Annotated in this window: 16 protein-coding genes; 7 read left to right on the top strand and 9 right to left on the bottom strand. The window is 70.9% G+C overall.

The window, feature by feature from the left end; genetic code table 11:
* Window positions 1-134 precede the first annotated feature (134 nt).
* The gene (locus KBX46_RS11805; protein ID WP_088951202.1) at window positions 135-1811 is read left to right on the top strand and encodes an MDR family MFS transporter; all 1677 of its coding nucleotides are present in this window, start codon (window positions 135-137) and stop codon (window positions 1809-1811) included.
* A 25-nt stretch (window positions 1812-1836) separates the two neighbouring features.
* On the opposite strand, the gene KBX46_RS11800 is transcribed toward KBX46_RS11805, so the two are convergent.
* Window positions 1837-2469: a TetR/AcrR family transcriptional regulator gene (locus KBX46_RS11800; RefSeq protein ID WP_210792524.1), complete on the bottom strand. Its 633-nt coding sequence runs from the start codon at window positions 2467-2469 to the stop codon at window positions 1837-1839.
* Between the two features lie 127 nt (window positions 2470-2596).
* Here KBX46_RS11800 and KBX46_RS11795 point away from each other — a divergent pair, with 127 nt between their 5' ends.
* Window positions 2597-3631, top strand: a complete 1035-nt coding sequence (locus tag KBX46_RS11795; RefSeq protein WP_210792523.1) for an aldo/keto reductase — start codon at window positions 2597-2599, stop codon at window positions 3629-3631.
* Window positions 3632-3667: 36 nt separating this feature from the next.
* Here KBX46_RS11795 and KBX46_RS11790 read toward each other — a convergent pair whose 3' ends face one another.
* Window positions 3668-4159 (bottom strand): NUDIX domain-containing protein, encoded by a 492-nt coding sequence (locus KBX46_RS11790; protein WP_099850027.1) that lies wholly within the window; start codon window positions 4157-4159, stop codon window positions 3668-3670.
* 56 nt (window positions 4160-4215) lie between these two features.
* On the opposite strand from KBX46_RS11790, the gene KBX46_RS11785 reads away from it, so the two are divergent.
* Window positions 4216-5865 (top strand): fatty acid--CoA ligase, encoded by a 1650-nt coding sequence (locus KBX46_RS11785; protein WP_247667360.1) that lies wholly within the window; start codon window positions 4216-4218, stop codon window positions 5863-5865.
* A gap of 191 nt (window positions 5866-6056) precedes the next feature.
* Here KBX46_RS11785 and KBX46_RS11780 read toward each other — a convergent pair whose 3' ends face one another.
* The 6 genes from KBX46_RS11780 to KBX46_RS11755 form a co-directional block, all read right to left on the bottom strand.
* The gene (locus KBX46_RS11780) at window positions 6057-7067 is read right to left on the bottom strand and encodes an NADPH:quinone reductase (RefSeq protein WP_088951207.1); all 1011 of its coding nucleotides are present in this window, start codon (window positions 7065-7067) and stop codon (window positions 6057-6059) included.
* A 70-nt stretch (window positions 7068-7137) separates the two neighbouring features.
* A complete protein-coding gene (locus tag KBX46_RS11775; RefSeq protein ID WP_210792522.1) occupies window positions 7138-7791 on the bottom strand; it encodes an HAD family phosphatase in 654 nt (217 codons plus the stop codon).
* A gap of 32 nt (window positions 7792-7823) precedes the next feature.
* Window positions 7824-8651 carry a hypothetical protein gene (locus tag KBX46_RS11770; RefSeq protein ID WP_141912320.1) on the bottom strand — a complete coding sequence of 276 codons (828 nt, stop codon included), beginning with the start codon at window positions 8649-8651 and terminating at the stop codon, window positions 7824-7826.
* Window positions 8652-8840: 189 nt separating this feature from the next.
* Complete coding sequence (locus KBX46_RS11765) at window positions 8841-9557, bottom strand: FKBP-type peptidyl-prolyl cis-trans isomerase (RefSeq protein WP_088951209.1); 717 nt, start codon at window positions 9555-9557, stop codon at window positions 8841-8843.
* A gap of 111 nt (window positions 9558-9668) precedes the next feature.
* Window positions 9669-10307, bottom strand: coding sequence for a DUF4241 domain-containing protein (locus KBX46_RS11760; protein ID WP_141907664.1), 639 nt, complete (start codon window positions 10305-10307; stop codon window positions 9669-9671).
* Window positions 10308-10380: 73 nt separating this feature from the next.
* Entirely contained in the window at window positions 10381-11409 is a 1029-nt protein-coding gene (locus KBX46_RS11755) for a Ku protein (RefSeq protein WP_210792521.1), read from the bottom strand.
* A gap of 85 nt (window positions 11410-11494) precedes the next feature.
* Here KBX46_RS11755 and ligD (KBX46_RS11750) point away from each other — a divergent pair, with 85 nt between their 5' ends.
* Complete coding sequence (gene ligD, locus KBX46_RS11750) at window positions 11495-12436, top strand: non-homologous end-joining DNA ligase (RefSeq protein WP_088951212.1); 942 nt, start codon at window positions 11495-11497, stop codon at window positions 12434-12436.
* Window positions 12426-13337 (top strand): non-homologous end-joining DNA ligase, encoded by a 912-nt coding sequence (gene ligD / locus KBX46_RS11745; protein ID WP_210792520.1) that lies wholly within the window; start codon window positions 12426-12428, stop codon window positions 13335-13337. Before ligD (KBX46_RS11750) ends, ligD (KBX46_RS11745) begins: the two co-directional genes overlap by 11 nt.
* Window positions 13338-13656: 319 nt before the next feature.
* On the opposite strand, the gene KBX46_RS11740 is transcribed toward ligD (KBX46_RS11745), so the two are convergent.
* Complete coding sequence (locus KBX46_RS11740) at window positions 13657-14700, bottom strand: hypothetical protein (protein ID WP_210792519.1); 1044 nt, start codon at window positions 14698-14700, stop codon at window positions 13657-13659.
* 142 nt (window positions 14701-14842) lie between these two features.
* Here KBX46_RS11740 and KBX46_RS11735 point away from each other — a divergent pair, with 142 nt between their 5' ends.
* Window positions 14843-15595, top strand: coding sequence for a TIGR03089 family protein (locus KBX46_RS11735; protein ID WP_210792518.1), 753 nt, complete (start codon window positions 14843-14845; stop codon window positions 15593-15595).
* A 158-nt stretch (window positions 15596-15753) separates the two neighbouring features.
* Window positions 15754-16707, top strand: coding sequence for a zinc metalloprotease (locus KBX46_RS11730; protein ID WP_210792517.1), 954 nt, complete (start codon window positions 15754-15756; stop codon window positions 16705-16707).
* The last annotated feature ends 151 nt before the right edge of the window (window positions 16708-16858 follow it).

Genomic DNA, 16858 nt, shown 5'->3' with positions numbered 1-16858 from the left:
ATCATGAAGTTAGCGTCCTCCGACTCGGCGTGTCGTGGCGCTAACTTCATGATCAACGCTCCGGATCGGGTCCGGGTCGGGTGGGTTTTTTGTGGTTGGGCGCATGTTCCGCGCTGTCCGGGATAGAAGGCCACATGACCACCGAAGCCTCCGGCGCGCCGGTGCTGAATCGTCAGCAGATTCGGCTGCTCATGTTCGGTCTGATGACCGGCATGCTGTTGGCCGCGCTCGACCAGACCATCGTGGGTACGGCCCTGCCGACCATCGTCGGCGAGCTGGGCGGGATCAACCACTACTCGTGGGTGGTCACCGCGTACCTGCTCGCCTCGACCGCGTCCACACCGCTGTACGGCAAGATGGCCGACCTGTACGGGCGCAGACCGGTCTTCCTCTTCTCGATCGGCACGTTCCTGGTCGGGTCGCTGCTGGCCGGGCTGTCCCAGAACATGACCCAGCTGATCGTCACGCGGGGCATCCAGGGCCTCGGAGCCGGTGGTCTGCTGACCCTCGCGTTCACCATCATCTCGGACGTGGTGTCACCCCGGGAGCGTGGTCGCTACCAGGGTCTGTTCGGCGCCGTCTTCGGGATCTCGTCGGTGGCGGGGCCGCTGGTCGGTGGTTACTTCGCGGAGACCGACTGGCGGTGGATCTTCTACATCAACGTGCCGCTGGCGATCCTGGCCATCGTGGTCTGTTACCACGTGATGCGGTTGATCCCCTTCGAACGCCGGGACCACTCGATCGACTGGCTCGGCGCCGGTCTGCTGGTCGCCGGGGTGAGTTCGCTGTTGCTCGCGCTGAGTTGGGGCGGCAACGAGTACGCCTGGGGCTCCGGCGTGATCATCGGGCTCTTCGTCGTCGGTGCGGTGCTGGGGGTGCTCTTCGTCCTCCAGGAGGCCCGGGTCGCCGAGCCGATCCTGCCGCTGCGGCTGTTCCGGAGCGCCACCTTCGCGCTGGCCAACTCGGCACTGCTCATCATCGGTCTGGTGATGTTCGGTTCGATCATCTTCATCCCGCTGTACCTGCAGATCGTCAAGGGCGCCTCGCCGACCCGCAGCGGTCTGCTGATGCTGCCGATGATGGCCGGCATCATCATCACCTCGATCCTGACCGGCCGGGCGATGACCCGGATCGGCCGGTACAAGTGGTTCCCGGTGGCCGGCTCGGTGACCCTGCTGGTCGGCATGTTCCTGTTCACCCAGCTGGAGGTGGCCACCTCCCTCTGGGTGGCCTTTGGGTTCATGGTGGTGATCGGCGTCGGGCTGGGTCTGTGTATGCAGTCGCTGATCCTGGCGGTGCAGAACGCGGTCTCCGTACGCGACCTGGGGGCCGGCACCTCCTCGGCGACCTTCTTCCGGTCTCTGGGCGGTTCGTTCGGGGTGGCGATCCTCGGCACGGTGCTGTCGTCCCGGCTGGCCAGCGGGCTCTCCGACCGGCTGCCCGGTGCCATCGCGCAGCTCCCGCCGCAGGAGCAGGCCGCAGTGGCGGCGAGTGGTGGCACCAACATCTCGATCAACGACCCGGCGACCATCCTGGCCCTGCCGGGGCCGGTCCGCGCGGCCATCCAGGGCGCCTTCGTCGACGCGCTGGACATGGTCTTCCTGACCGCCGGTCTGATCGCCATCGTGGCGGTGGTGGTCACCCTGACGCTGCCCAACACGCAACTGCGGGGCGCCGGCCCGCAGGGCGCGACCGGCGGCGCGGACCCGCTCGGCGGTGAGGCCCCGGCACCGGGCGGCAAGCCGCTGACCCGCGAGTCCAAGGAAGAGGCCGCCGCCGACATGGAGGCCAAGTCCCAGACGATGATCTGAGCGAGGTCATGTCGGTCCGGGTCGGTCAGGCGGGGCGGCGGTAGACGCCGTACCACCAGGTCGCGGCCAACTCTCTCGCAGCCGACGCGTCGGTGTCGGGGTCGGCCGAGGTGGCGCTGACGTGATCGGCGAGGAAGCGGTCGCCGCCAATCACGATCAGCCGGCCCGCGGTCACCGGGTCGATGCCCGCGGGGGTGCGCCCGGCCTCCTGTTCGGCGCGGAGCACCTGCACGGTGCGCGCCACGAACTGTTCCAGGCCTGCGGCCCAGTACTCCCGGACCACCTCGTCGTACGCGGCGACCTCGCTGACCGCCGCCAGCACCGGGGCGTACGTCCGGTATATCCGGATCACGTCGGCGAAGATCTCGGTCAGCGACGCGAGCGGATCGCCCGGCTCGGCGGGGTTCCACTCGCCGGTGCGGCCGAAGGAGCTCTCCCGCATGGTGCCGGCGAGACGCATGAGCAGTTCGCTCTTGTCTCGGAAGTGGGTGTAGAAGGTCGACCGCGCCACCCCGGCCTCGGCGGCGATGCGCTGCACGCCGAGGTCGGTGAAGCGGATCCCCTCCTGGAGGAGTCGCTCGGTGGCCGCCAGCACCCGCGCTTCGACGGCGGCCCGCCCATCGGGGTTGCGTGGGCGACGGCGGGTGATCGAAGGCATAGCCGGAATCCTAGGTGGGCGGGTGCGGGGTGGGCGACGTACGCTCGTTGCCGGACACACTGTCCGACACTCTGACCAAGGAGCGCCCGACCGTGGCCTCCGACCCCCGCACCGCGAGGAGCGACACGTGAAGTACCGACTGTTGGGCACCACCGGGGTGTACGTCTCGGAGATCTCGCTCGGCGCGATGACCTTCGGTGGCAGCGGACACCCCCTCTGGGGCACCCTCGGCGGGCTGGCGCTGCCCGACGTCCAGCGGATGGTGGACACCGCGCTGGACGCCGGGGTCAACTTCATCGACACCGCAGACGGCTACAGCGACGGCGAGAGCGAGGAGCTGCTCGGCCAGGCGCTCGGCAAGCGGCGCCGCGACGTGGTGCTGGCCACCAAGGTGCACTCCCGGACCGGCCCCGGCCCGAACGACGTCGGCACCTCCCGGCTGCACATCATGCAGAACCTGGAGGACAGCCTGCGCCGGCTGGGCACCGATCACATCGACCTGTACCAGATCCACAACTTCGACCAGGTCACCCCGATGGAGGAGATGCTGCGGGCGCTGGACGACGCGGTCCGGCAGGGCAAGGTCCGCTACATCGGCGCCGCCAACTTCGCCGCCTGGCAGATGTCCAAGGCGCTGGGCATCTCCGCCCGCGAGAAGCTGGCCGGGTTCGTCTCGGTGCAGGAGTACTACTCCCTGCTGGGCCGCGACGTGGAGCGCGACGTGGTGCCGATGGCGCTCGACGCGGGCGTCGGGCTGACAGTGTGGAGCCCGCTCGCCGGTGGTTTCCTCTCCGGCAAGATCAGCCGGGACGGCGCCGTCGCCGACAGCGGCGCGCGCAGCGCCCAGCCCGGTTACGCCAGCTTCACCCCGTTCGACCCCGAGCACGCCTTCGCCGTGGTCGACGTGCTCAAGGGTGTCGCCGAGCGGCACGAGGTGAGCCCGGCCCGGGTGGCGGTCGCCTGGCTGTTGTCCCGACCGGCCGTGACCAGCGTGATCGTCGGTGCGCGTAAGCAGGAGCAGTTGGTGGACAACATCGCCGCCTCGGATCTCACCCTGACCGAGCAGGACCTCACCGAGCTGGACGAGGCCACCAAGCTGCCGATCGCGTACCCGAACTGGATCCAGGAGGGGTTCTTCGCGGGGCTCCGCCACCCGCAGTGAGGCCACGGCCCCGGAGTCGGTGGCTCCGGGGCCGCCCTACTTCAGGATGAGCCGGTTGGTCTGCTCGAAGACGTCCAGATCTGCCAGCGTCTCGGTGACCGAGGCGGAGAGCGGGGCGGGGAACCGGTCCCGGGGGAAGAAGCCGGCGTCGGTGGTCTCGTCGGTGACCCGGGCGAGCTGCCCGTCCCACTCCTCCACCTTGAACGCCGTCGTGAAGACCTGGTACGTGTGCCCGTACATGTTGGTGCTCGTCCGGTCCGGGCCGGTGTAGAGGGCGAACGCGCAGACCCGCAGCGCGCGCAACCCGGTCTCCTCGCGGACCTCGCGGACCGCGCAGTCGGCGATCGACTCGCCCAGTTCCATCGCACCGGCCGGCATGGCCCACTGCCCGTTGTCCGAGCGCTGGATCAGCAGGATCCGCCCGGCGTTGTCGCTGACCACGGCACGGGCGCCGACGAACATCAGCGTCCGGTCTCCGGCGATCGCGCGTAACTGCCCTACGTATGAGTCGGCCCAGGAGATGCTCACCTGCGACAACATACGGGGGTTCCCAACGTGTGACCGCCGACACTAGCTTGTTACCCATGCGTAGCACGATGATGGACGCCCCCCTTCAGGTCTCCCGGATCCTCGACCACGGCGCAGGCGTACACGGCACGGCCGAGGTGGTGACCTGGACCGGCGCCGAGCCCCGCCGAATGACGTACGCCGAGGTGGGTCGCACCGCCGCCCGGCTGGCACACGCGCTGCGCGACGAGTGCGGGGTGACCGGCGACGAGCGGGTCGCCACCTTCATGTGGAACAACAACGAGCATCTGGTCGCGTACTTCGCGGTGCCGAGCATGGGTGCGGTGCTGCACACGCTCAACATCCGGCTCTTTCCCGACCAGGTCGTCTACATCGCCAACCACGCCGAGGACCGGGTGGTGCTGGTGGACAGCACGCTCATCCCGCTGCTGGCCCGGGTGATCGGCGAGCTGAGCACCGTGCGGCACGTGGTGGTGGTCGGCGGTGGCGACCCGGCGCCCCTGGTGGCGGTGGCCGGCGACCGGATCACCGTGCACCACTGGGACGCGCTGCTCGCCGACCGGCCCGAGACGTACGACTGGCCCGAGGTGGACGAGCGTGACGCCGCGGCCCTCTGCTACACCTCGGGCACCACCGGCAACCCGAAGGGCGTGGCCTACTCGCACCGGTCCATCTACCTGCACTCGTTGCAGGTCTGCATGCCGGAGGGCTTCGGTCTCGCGCCGACCGACCGGGAGCTGGCCATCGTGCCGATGTTCCACGCGATGTCCTGGGGTCTGCCGTACGCGGCCTTCCTCTCCGGCGCGTCGCTGATCATGCCGGACCGGTTCCTCCAGGCCGCGCCGATCGCCGAGATGATCGCGGCCGAGCGGCCCACCCTGGCCGGGGCGGTGCCGACCATCTGGACCGATCTGCTCGCCTACCTGGACAGCCACGACGTCGACACGTCCTCGCTCACCGAGGTGATCGTCGGTGGATCGGCCTGCCCGCCGGCGCTGATGCACGCGTTCGACGAGCGCTTCGGAATCGACGTGATCCACGCCTGGGGGATGACCGAGATGTCCCCGCTGGGGTCGGTCTCACGCCCGCCCGCCGGTGCGACCGGGGAGCAGGCGTGGCGTTACCGCTACACCCAGGGGCGGGTGCCGGCGGGTGTGCAGGCGCGGATCGTCGGCCCGTCGGCCGAGCCGTTGCCCGCCGACGGCAGGGCCGTGGGCGAGCTGGAGGTCCGTGGGCCGTGGGTGACCGCTCGGTACGTCGGTGACGACGCCCCGGACGAGGAGAAGTTCCGCGACGGCTGGCTACGCACCGGCGACGTGGGCACCCTCTCGCCGGACGGCTACATCACGCTGACCGACCGCGCCAAGGATGTGATCAAGTCCGGCGGTGAGTGGATTTCCTCGGTCGAGCTGGAAAACGCGCTGATGGGCCACCCGGCGGTGCTGGAGGCATGCGTGGTGGGTGTGCCGGACGAGCGGTGGGACGAACGACCGCTGGCCACCGTGGTGGTCCGGGAGGGCGCCTCGGTGACCGCCGAGGAACTGCGGGACTTCCTGGCCGGCTCGGTGGCGCGCTGGCAACTGCCCGAGCGCTGGGCGTTCATCGACGCAGTGCCGAAGACCAGCGTGGGCAAGTTCGACAAGAAGGTCGTCCGTTCGCAGTACGCCGAGGGTGAGCTGACTGTCCGGGAGCTGACAGCCCCGTAACGTTTTCCCAGGCACTGTCGCCTGTTGGGGCAGGGGTAACTCCTGGAAGATCCCTCCCCAGGGGGCGGCCCCGGCGTTCGCACCGCGCCGGGGCCGCCCGTTCCACGCGGGGTTACCCCCGCACCGTCATTGTTGCGAAACTTGTTCGCCTCTGTCCTGATGACGGGGAAATCGGGTGGTCAGCGACCCGATCAGGCGTCGCTGGTGGTGATGAGCACCTTGCCCACCGCCGAGTCCTCCACCGCCTGGTGCGCCGCAGCCGTCTCGGCCAGGGCGTAGGAGTGCAGAGGCAGACCGGCGTCCGCACCGACCCGGATTCCACCCTGGCTGGCCGCCGCCGCCACGTCCTTCACGCCCTGCGCCTTGGCCGCCTTCGGCTCCGTGTAGACCAGCACGAACTGCCACCGGGCGTTCGGCACCATCATCGCCCGGATCGGGATGCTCACCTCGTCGCCGCCGTTGTCGGCGTACATGCAGACCGCGCCGCCGTGCCGCAGCACCTGCACGTCGACCGAGGCGTTGCGGGCGGGGGAAACCTCCACGATCGTGTGGACCCCGTCGGGGGCGATCTTGTGGACCTCCTCGACCACGTCCTGTTCCCGGTAGTTGATGACGTAGGAGGCACCGGCCGCCGCCGCGAGCTGCGCCTTCTCCGCACTGCTCACCGTGGCGATCACCGTGGCGTCGGCCCAACGGGCAAGCTGGATCGCGGCGTTGCCCACCGCGCCGGCCCCGCCCTGCACCAGCACCGTGTGGTCTGCCAGCGCACCGGCGCGCAGCGTGTCCGGCATGAACTCGCCAGCGGTCAGACAGCGGTGCGCGGTGAGGAACGGAATGCCCAGGGCAGCTCCCAGCTCGAACGGGGCGTCACCGAGGCGTACCGCCTGCCGGACCGGCACCAGCGTGTACTCCGCCGACGTGCCCCACGGCCGCTGCCAGGCGGCCTCCCAGATCCAGACGCGCTCACCGATCAGGTCCGGGTCGACCCCCTCGCCGACCGCCTCCACCACTCCCGCGCCGTCCTGCCCGGGAATCTGCCACCCGTTCGGCGGGGAGCTGCGGCGGGACTTCCAGTCCGTCGGGTTCACCCCCGCGACCGCCATCCGCACCAGAACCTCGCCCGCAGTCGGCTCGGGCACCGGCCGGTCGACCAGCTCCAGCACCGAAGGGTCGCCGGTGCGCTCGTACACGATGGCTTTCATCCGTGATCTCCTCACCATGCGCGGCATCCGCGCCGAGCACCGCCGGCTGCGGTACCCCGCTCAGCCTCGATCAACCCAGGTCGTCCACCAGCTCCGGGGTCAGCTCACCGATCGCTCCCAGTGTCACCACGGCCAGCCGGGCGGCGTCCGGGTCCAGCGGGTACGAACCGTGCGGCACCGCCACCACCCGCATACCCGCCGCGGCCGCTGAGCGCACCCCGTTGGACGAGTCCTCCACCGCGACGCAGCGGGCCGGGTCGACGCCGAGGCGCTGCGCGACGCTCAGATACACGTCCGGTGCGGGCTTGCCCCGCTCGGTCTGCTCGGTGGAGAGGGTCGCGCCGAACGCGTCGGTCAGACCGGTGGCGGCCAGCGCCGCCTCGATCAGCCGGGTCGGCGACGAGCTGGCCAGCCCCAGCGGCCAGCGCGCGGCGAGCCGACGCACGACCTGATCGGCGCCGGCGATGAGGGGTACGTGGTCCCGGTAGCGCCGGGTCATCTCCTCGACGACCTCGCTGGCGACCTGCTCGGCCGTGCGGTCGACGCCCAACTCGCCGCTGAGGTATTGGGCCCACTCGCCGGTGCTCATGCCCATCAGGCGACGTTGCGTGTCCGGTTGCCACGTCCCGCCGTGCGCCGCCACGTACGCGCGGCGGACCTCCTCCCACACCGGCTCGGAATCCACGATCACGCCGTCCAGGTCGAAGACCACCGCATCAGCCACGGCCCCATCCTGCCCGACGGGCGGGCGCCCGGTCAGCCGGGCAGTGCGGGCAGGCCGATCGGGCTGCCGGCCGGGATCAACGCATGGCAGGACCGTGCCGTCGGCTCCAGCAGCTCCCGGAGCCGATCCGTGTCGTCTCGGCCCAGTGCCTGCCACGGGTGCGCGGCGGCCCGGTCGGTGGCGTCCTCGACCGCCTGGAACTCGGCCCGGCCGTGGTCGGTGGCCGTTCCGTCCCCGGTCAGCCAGCCCCGCTGCGCCAACCGCTCGCGGGCGGCGTGCCACTGCTCCTCGGACCAGCCCCGGCCCAGGAGATTCAGTGGCGACGAGCCGTCCATCGCGATCCGCCACGCCAGCGTCTCCACCGGGTCCAGCCCGGCGGCCACCAGCGCCGCCACGTGCCCGTCGCCGCGGTGCTCCCGCAGAGTGGTGGCGGCCTGCCAGAGCCGGGCCAGCGGGTACTCCCCGACCGGCAGCGCGGCGTTGACCGCGCCGAGCACCCGGCCGGCGGTCTGCGTCGCCGAGGCGGCCCGCTCCAGCAGGTCGGCGGCCTCCGCCAGGTGTGTCTCCGGCAGCTCGTACGTCAGCTCGGCGAGGGCCTGCACCGCACCGGTCAGGCGGGCACGCAGCGCCTCCTGCGGGGTGGCCAACCGCCACACCGCCGGCAGCGCCCGAGCAACCATCGGTGGTGCGAAGCTGAAGAACGCGGCGATCACCGGGGCCGCCTCGGTGGCGCCCAGCGGCGCGGCCCGGCCGGCGAAGTAACCCCGCCAGTAGCCGCGTAGCCCGACCGCCTCGTACGCGGCACGAGCCCGAGGGTGGAAGTAGGTGACCGCGTGCACCGGCTCGAAGTGCGTCCACATCAACCGAGCGGTCCGTCCAGGATCGTCCAGCGCTGTCACGTGCACCTCCGCGTCCCGGTCCCCGATGCTCACCCCGGGCGGCGGACCGCCCGGGGTGACGCCGAACCTACTGCCGTTGGGTAACGGGTCGGAAGCCCCATGTGAACAACTGCATCGCGACCGGGGGACAACCGGGGCGATTCAGGCAGGTCACTGGGCGGCGAGCACGTCCACCACGAAGCGCAGCGGGCCGGTCGGGCGTCCACCTGCGGCAGCCTCGTCGTTGCCGTACGCCAGCTCGCCCGGAATGTCGAGCTGCACCCGGCTGCCCACGGTCACGCCGACCAGGCCCTGGTCCCAGCCGGGGATGACCTGGCCGACACCGATCGGGAAGGTGGCCGGCTGCCCGGCCTTCCAGGAGGAGTCGAACTCCTTGCCGTCCTTGAAGAACACCCCCACGTAGTTGGTGGTGATCGTCTGACCCTTCTGCACGGCAGCGCCCTTGCCCTTGATCAGCGGGGTGACGGCGAGCTTCTTGAGGTCGCCAGTGCCCTTTGCCACCGTCGGCTTGCTGCCCAGCGCCGGGTCGGAGCCCTCGGGCAACTGCGGCGCGGGAGGTGCGGCGGCATCGGGGGCCGGGGCCGAGGCGGACGGGGTCGCGCCGGCCTGGTTGGCGGGCTTGTCGTCGCTCCGGTTCCGGTCGATCCACACGAAACCGCCGATCAGCAGCGCCATCACCGCGACGCCGGCGAGCCCGCCCGCCCACGCCTGGCGGCGGCGCTTCGCGTCGGCAGCCTTCTTCGCCGCCAGCTGGGCCGCCAGCCGGCGGCCCGACTTGGTCGCCGGGCTCTGGTCGCCCGCCGACCGGTTCTGCTGCGTCCGCTCGCTCACGTCGTCGACTCCCTGCTGCGAAGGTGTGGCCGGCACCCAGTGCCGGGGGGAAAGCCGACGCACACGGTACCCGCATCGCGGCCCACCGTGCCCGCCGCGAACGCCTCGGATCGCCCAGCGAGGCAGTTGCGGGGCCTTCGCGGGCGGTTATTCCGGGACGACCATGAAGTCGGTCACGAACGATGTCACGCGACCATCGGCGGCGCGACCGATCCAGGTGCCGTAGCAACCGTCTCCCCAACCGGTGGCCACGGTGACGACGTTGGCGCCGGTGGCCTCGTCCAGAACGGCGGTGATCAGCCCCGGGACCGGCGACGCGGGCAGCTCGGTCGGGATGAAGACCTCCTCGACCCGGTCCTCGTCCCACTCCTCCAGAACGGCCAGCGCCGTCGGGTCGGCGAGGGTGCCCGCGCCGGCGTCGACCCCGTACCCGAAGTAGTCGTCCGCGCCGAGCGTCGCGACGTCCTGGTCGCCCGCGACGGCCAGTTCCCAACGGGTGGTCGGCTCGTCCGAGACGACCAGCTCCAGGGCGGCCACCCGCCGGTCCACCTCGGCGTCCTCCCGCAGCACCACCGCCACCCAGGCGCGGGCGGGATGCCGACCGGGCGGCACGGTCACCGTGAACGGCTCGGCCTCCGGGCAGACCAGCGGGTCACACCCGACCACCTGACCCGTCGGCAACACGACGTCGCCCACCGGGTGGACCTCGATCAGGTATCCGCCGTGCTGGTCGGTGAAGCGGGCACCGGGCGTCAGCAACCGGTCCAGATCAGGGGTGTACGGCATGGGGGCTCCTCCGGTGGCCAGCGGCCGGCGGAGCGTACCCGGCCCGGCGGACACCGCCGTCGCTGCCGTACGGTCAGGCGCTCTTGCGGGGTGCGGCCTTCTTCGCGGCGGTCTTCTTCGCCGGCTCCGCCTTCTTCGCGGCGGTCTTCTTGGCGGCGGTCTTCTTCGCCGGCTCGGCCGCCTTCTTCTCGCCGGTCTTCTTCGCGGTGGTCTTCTTCGCCGGTGCCTTGGCCGCCTTCTTCTCGGCCGCCTTCTGCGCCGACCGGGCCGACGAGATGGGCGTCGGCTCGCCGCCGCCGCCACCGCCACGCGCGGGTTGCTCGCCGCGAGCGGCCTTGGCCCGTTCCACGGACGCCTTCAGTGCGGCCATCAGGTCCACAGCGGCGGCCGGCGCCTCCTCGACCTCCTCCGGCTGCACGACCTCCCGACCCTCCACCTTGGCGTCGATGACCTCCTGCAACGCCGCCCGGTAGTCGTCGGTGAAGACGTCCGGCTCGAACTCACCGGTCATCGAGTCGATCAGGGAACTGGCCATCGCCAGCTCCGGCGGGCGCACCTTGAGGTCCTCGTCGAGGAAACCGAAATCGGGGGTACGGATCTCGTCCGGCCAGAGCATGGTGTTGAGCAGCAGCACACCCTCACGGACCCGCAGCGTGGCGAGCTGCTCCCGCTGACGCAGCGCCACCTTGACGATGGCCACCCGTTCCGAGTCGATCAGCGCGTCGCGCAGCAGCACGTACGGCTTGGTCGCCGCGCCTTCCGGCTCCAGAAAGTACGCCTTGTTGTAGAGGATCGGGTCGACCTGCTCCGCCGGCACGAACTCCAACACGTCGATGGCCCGTGAGCTGGTCAGCGGCAGGTCGGCGAAGTCCTCGTCGGTGAGGATCACCATCTCGCCACCGCCGATGTCATAGCCCTTGGCGATGTCGTCGTAGGTGACTTCCTCGCCGCAGACCGAGCAGGTGCGCTTGTAGCGGATCCGACCGCCATCCTCGCGGTGCACCTGGTGGAACCGAATGTCCTTCTCCTCGGTCGCGGAGTAGAGCCTCACCCCGATCGAGACGAGCCCGAACGACACGGCTCCCTTCCAGATGGCACGCATCCTGCGCTCCCTTCCCCGGTATCGACCATGCTCGCATCCGAAAGAACCGGACGCGAGCTGTTCGGCCTGCTACTACAGTCGGGTCGTGCCTGGCGCGCCGCTCAAGCCGATGCTCGCGATGACCGGGCCGCTCCCGGCCGGTGACGGCTGGGCGTACGAGTTCAAGTGGGACGGGGTCCGCGCGCTCGCCGACATCTCCGGTGGTGGTCAGCACCTGTATGCCCGCTCCGGCGTGGAGATCACCGCCGCGTACCCGGAATTGGCCACCCTGCCCGAGCAGGTCGACGACGCGCTGCTCGACGGCGAGGTGGTGCTGCTCGGCGAGAGCGGGCAACCGTCGTTCACCGCGCTGGCCGAGCGGATGCACGTGCGGGACCGGAACAAGGCGGCCCGGTTGGCGGCGGTCATGCCGGTGACCTACATGATCTTCGACCTGCTCCGGTGGAACGGCGACGACCTGACCGGCTGGCCGTACGAGCGCCGCCGGGAGGCCCTGGAGGCCCTCGCGCTCGGAGGCGCCCGGTGGGCGGTGCCCCCGACGTTCGCCGACGGGCCGGCCACCTACGAGGCGGCCGGTGAGCACGGTCTGGAGGGGGTGATGGCCAAGCGGATCGGTGCCGTCTACCGCCCGGGGGTGCGCTCACCGGACTGGGTGAAGGTCAAGCTTGAGGTGACCGGCGACTTCGTCATCGGTGGCTGGCGGCCGGGCGCGCGCCGGATCGGCGGACTGCTGGTCGGGGTGCCCGGCCCGGACGGTCGGCTGATCTACCGGGGTCGGGTCGGCGGTGGGATCGGCGCCGCCATCGAACGGCAGCTCCTCGCCGAGTTGGAGCCGCTGCGGTCCGGCGCGTCACCGTTCGCGCCGGGTGTGCCGCGCGAGGATGCCCGAGGGGCCATCTGGGTAGAACCCCGGGTGGTGGTGGAGGTGAAGTACGGCCAGCGCACTCCGGACGGTCGACTGCGCTTCCCCCGGGTGCTGCGGTTGCGCCCGGACAAACCCGCGGAGGAGGTCGACGATGCCGGCTGATCGGCTACGGGTGGACGTCGAGGGCCGCCCGCTGGAGTTGTCCAACCTGGACAAGGTGCTCTACCCGGCGGCCGGCTTCACCAAGGGCGAGGTGATCGACTACTACACCCGGATCTCACCGGTGCTGCTGCCGCACCTGCGGGACCGACCGGTCACCCGGATCCGCTTTCCGAACGGCGTGGACGACAAGTCGTTCTTCGAGAAGAACATGCCGGCCGCGACCCCGGACTGGGTGCGGGTGGAGAACCTCCCGGCGCCCGGCTCGACGAAGGGCCGGGAGACCATCGACTACGTGGTCGCCGACGACCTGCCCACCCTGGTGTGGCTGGCCAACCTCGCCGCGCTGGAGCTGCACACGCCGCAGTGGAAGGTCGGCGAGCACCCGGACATGATGGTCGTCGATCTGGACCCTGGGCCGCCGGCCGGGCTCGCCGAGTGTTGTCCGGTGGCGGTGCTGATGCGCGACCGGCTCGCCGAGGACGGGATCGAGTCGTACCCGAAGACCTCCGGCAAGAAGGGCATGCAGCTCTGCTGCCCGATCGCGGGCACCCAGTCGTCGGATCTCGTCTCCGACTACGCCCGACGGATCGCCCAGGAGTTGGAGAAGGCCCACCCGAAGCTGATCGTGTCGAAGATGGCGAAGAACCTCCGCCCGGGCAAGGTCTTCATCGACTGGAGTCAGAACAACGCGGCGAAGACGACCGTCGCGCCGTACTCGCTGCGGGCCCAGTCGGTGCCGTCGGTGTCGACGCCGCTGACCTGGGACGAGGTCGAGGCCGGCGCACGCGGCCGCAAGCCGGCCGTTCGCCAGTTCACCGCCGCCGAGGTCCTGGCCCGGGTCGAGGAGTACGACGACCTGCTCGCCCCCCTGCTCGACGGCGGCCCGGAACTGCCTCTCTGAGCTGATGGCGCGGCGGGCTGCCCGTGACTGAGCGCGACAAGCGCCAGTGCCTCACCCAGCCCCCTCAACTCCCTTTGCTTTGCCTACCTATACGCAACACCACGATGAGCTGCGGATTCCTTTCTGGTCTCCGATGGTGCGGCCGAACCTGTGCTCGCAGAGCGTTAGCGTTGCGTATAGGTATGCAGAGCAAAGGGCCTGGGGTGGGGATGGTGGCTGCGCCTGGCATCACCTTGTGTCACCGGCCCTGCGCCCATGTGCGGTGGCCGCCGGGCCGGGAGGTATGCGGCTTTGGTGACGCCGTAGAGCTGGTCCCGCATCAGGTTGCGGCGACGCGAACAGCCGGCGAAGCACGCAGCCGCCACCAGGCGCCACCGATCAGGGCGAGCGTGACGACGGTGACCGCGACGTCGCCGGCCAGGGCCGCCGCCGGGGAGGTCGGAGAGTACGGCGGCACCAGGTACGCGAACGCGGCGGCGGTGAGCAGGCTCGCCGAGCCGGCGGCGAGCACGTGCCGCTGCCTCCAACCGTTGCGCGACGACCAGTACACGATCAGCGCTCCGACGGCGGCGGCGAGCGCCAGCGCGATGGCCACCCCCGCCCAGCCGGGCGTCAGGTCGGTGCCGAAGCGGACCAGGACGACCAGCAGGCCCACCCAGAGTGGGTGCGGCACCCGACGGACCCGACGCGGACGCGGGCGGCGCCAGCGCGGCAGCAGCGCCGTCGCGACGAGGGCGAGGACCAGCACCGTGGCGAAGGTCAGCTGGAGCGGACTGGCCAGGAAGTCCTTCCGGCCGCTGCTGTCCGAGAAGATCAGCAGACTGCCGAGCAGGTAGATCACGCCGATCACGACGAGCCCGGGACGGCCCAGCCACGGCCGCAGCCGGCGATCCGCCCCGAGGAACGACTCGACGAGCACGATCGGGGCGCAGATGGTCAGCGCGATGTGGTTGCCCACGTAGTCGAAGGCCTGCCGGGGGCTGAACTCCAGCCCGGGCACCAGCGTCGCCTCCGCGGCGGCACGGGTGTCGGCGTACTGGGTGTCGTCGAGGAAGTCGGGGTTGAACAGCGACTGGTCGACCAGGCCCGCCTGGAGTACGCCGAACGCGGCGGCGAGCAGCACGATCGTCGGCCAACCCGCGCCGAGATGCCGAGCGGTCTCCCGGACCAGGATCGCCGCCCCGCCATACATCGGGCCCAGGAAGATCAGCACCGGAAGGAAGTCGTCGATGGCGAAGCCACCCCACGAGCACTCGGCCGCCCAGGGCGCGAGCAGCAGCAACGCGAGCACCGGCAGGAGCCGCCGGCGCAGCGGAAGCCGGGCAGTGGCGGGGCGGTCGGTGGGGCGGGGCTCGGCCGTCATGGGCGCTCCTCGGCGGCGCTGGGCGTGTCAACCCGTACCGTGCTCGGGCCACCCGACCAGCCGCTACGGCCATCGGCCGACGATCGGTGCGACCAAAGTCGTTGAGTAGGGTGGTGCCGACGTCGATCCGGGGAGCGTGGAGATGCAGCCAACCGTCACGGCCGACCTGACGGCCCGACCCGCCGACGCCGAACACCCGCTGCTCAGCTACCGCGACGAGGCGACCGGCGAGCGCGTCGACCTGACCGCACAGCAGGTCGGTGCCTGGGCGGCGCGCAGCGCGAGCCTCCTGCGCGACGGCTGCGGGCTCGGCCCCGGCAGCCGCGTAGCGGTCCTGCTGCCGCCGCACTGGCGTACCGCCGCGGTGTTGCTGGGCGCCTGGGCCTCCGGCCTCGCGGTGTCGTTCCGACCGCGCGCCACGGCGGGCCTGCCGGTCCTTGAGCCCGGCGGTGACCGGCCGTTCGACGCGGTCTTCGTGACGCCGGAGCGGCAGGACGACTGGCTGGAGGAGGTGCCGGACGCGCCGCACCGCTATCTCGTCGGCACCGGGCCGGGGCGGCTGGACGACGTGCCGTTGGGCTGGTTGGACTGGTCCGCAGAGGTGCTTCGGCACGGCGACGGCGCGCCCGACCACACCGCCATCCACCCGTCGGATCCGGCCACAGCGGACGGCACCACCTACGGCCAGTGGGGTGCGCTCGCCCAGGAGTTCGCCACGATGCTGGACCTGCGCGCCGGCGACCGACTGCTGGTCGACGCCGCCGAGACCGAGCAGCCGCTGAAGTGGTTGCTCGCGCCGCTCTCGGCCGGCGCGTCAGTGGTGATCAGCGCCAACCTCGACCCGGCGCGGCGGGACGCGATCGTCGCCGCCGAGCGGGTGACCCGGCTCCTCTGATCGGGCCGGACCGGCTCAAACAGCGCCGGCCGGTCCTGTTCCGTTACATCGGCATCTGCCCTGTTCAGAGGGTCTTTTGTCGATGCCGTCGGCATGTTCTCATACCGGAACAACGACGTCATCGACCACGCACCGCTCCCTCACTGAAAGGTGCACCGATGCACAGGAGATCGACCTTCCGACTGGCGGTCCTCACCGCGACCGCCGCCACGTTCCTTGCCTCCGGCGGCGCCTCCGGGGCGCTGGCCACGGCCGGCCCCGCGACCGCCTCCCCAGGTGTCGTGGCTTGCGACCCGGGCACCGAGGCGCACAGCGCAGCCCGGGTCGCCCAGGGCGCCACCGCCCAGGAGCCGGAGCTGCATTCCAAGAACGAGGCGAACGCCTACGGCGTGATCAAGGACGCGCCGCGCCTGCCGAACGGCAGCGTCACCGTGCCGACGGTTTTCCACATGATCTCCGACCGTCCGCTCACCGCCGCCGAGACGACCAGGTGGAACACCCTGATCGCCGCGCAGATGACGGTGCTCAACGACTCGTTCGCGGGCCGTACGGCGGGAGACGCCTCCAACACCCCGTTCCGGTTCTCGCTCGTCGACACGACGTGGACGGTGAACAGCGCCTGGTACACGGTCGTGCCCGGCAAGAACGAGCGGGACATGAAGAGGGCCCTGTACACCGGCGACTCGGAGACCCTGAACGTGTACGCGGCCAACATCGGCGGTGGGCTCCTCGGCTGGGCGTACTTCCCGAAGGGCTACAACAACGGGCGTGACTACATCGACGGCGTGGTGATGCTCGACGAGTCGATGCCGGGCGGCACGGCCGGCAAGTACGCCCTGGGTGACACGCTGACGCACGAGGTCGGGCACTGGCTGATGCTGGAGCACACCTTCGCGCACGGCTGCTCCGCGGCCGGCGACTTCGTCGCGGACACCCCGCGCGAGGCGGCCCCGCAGTTCGACTGCCCGGTGGGCGCGGACACCTGCACCGCGCCCGGGTTGGACCCGATCCACAACTTCATGGACTACACGCAGGACTCCTGCATGAACATGTTCACGCCGGGTCAGGCCGACCGGATGAGCGACGCCTGGGTGGCGTTCCGCGCCGGATAACCCCTCTGGTTGGCCGTCGGGGCCGGCGGGTCGCTGACTGCGACTCGCCGGCCCCTCGTCCTGCCGTCGATCAACTCGGCTTCCCGAAAGACGGGGTGTCGGCGTGCCTAGGACACCGCGACTTTCAGTAAACCGAGTCGATCAAGGCCGC

The sequence above is a fragment of the Micromonospora sp. C81 genome, from assembly GCF_018070425.1.
Lineage (GTDB): Bacteria > Actinomycetota > Actinomycetes > Mycobacteriales > Micromonosporaceae > Micromonospora > Micromonospora zamorensis.
The sequence above is the reverse complement of the archived record's forward strand: the minus strand, read 5'-3'. Positions and strand labels throughout refer to the sequence as shown.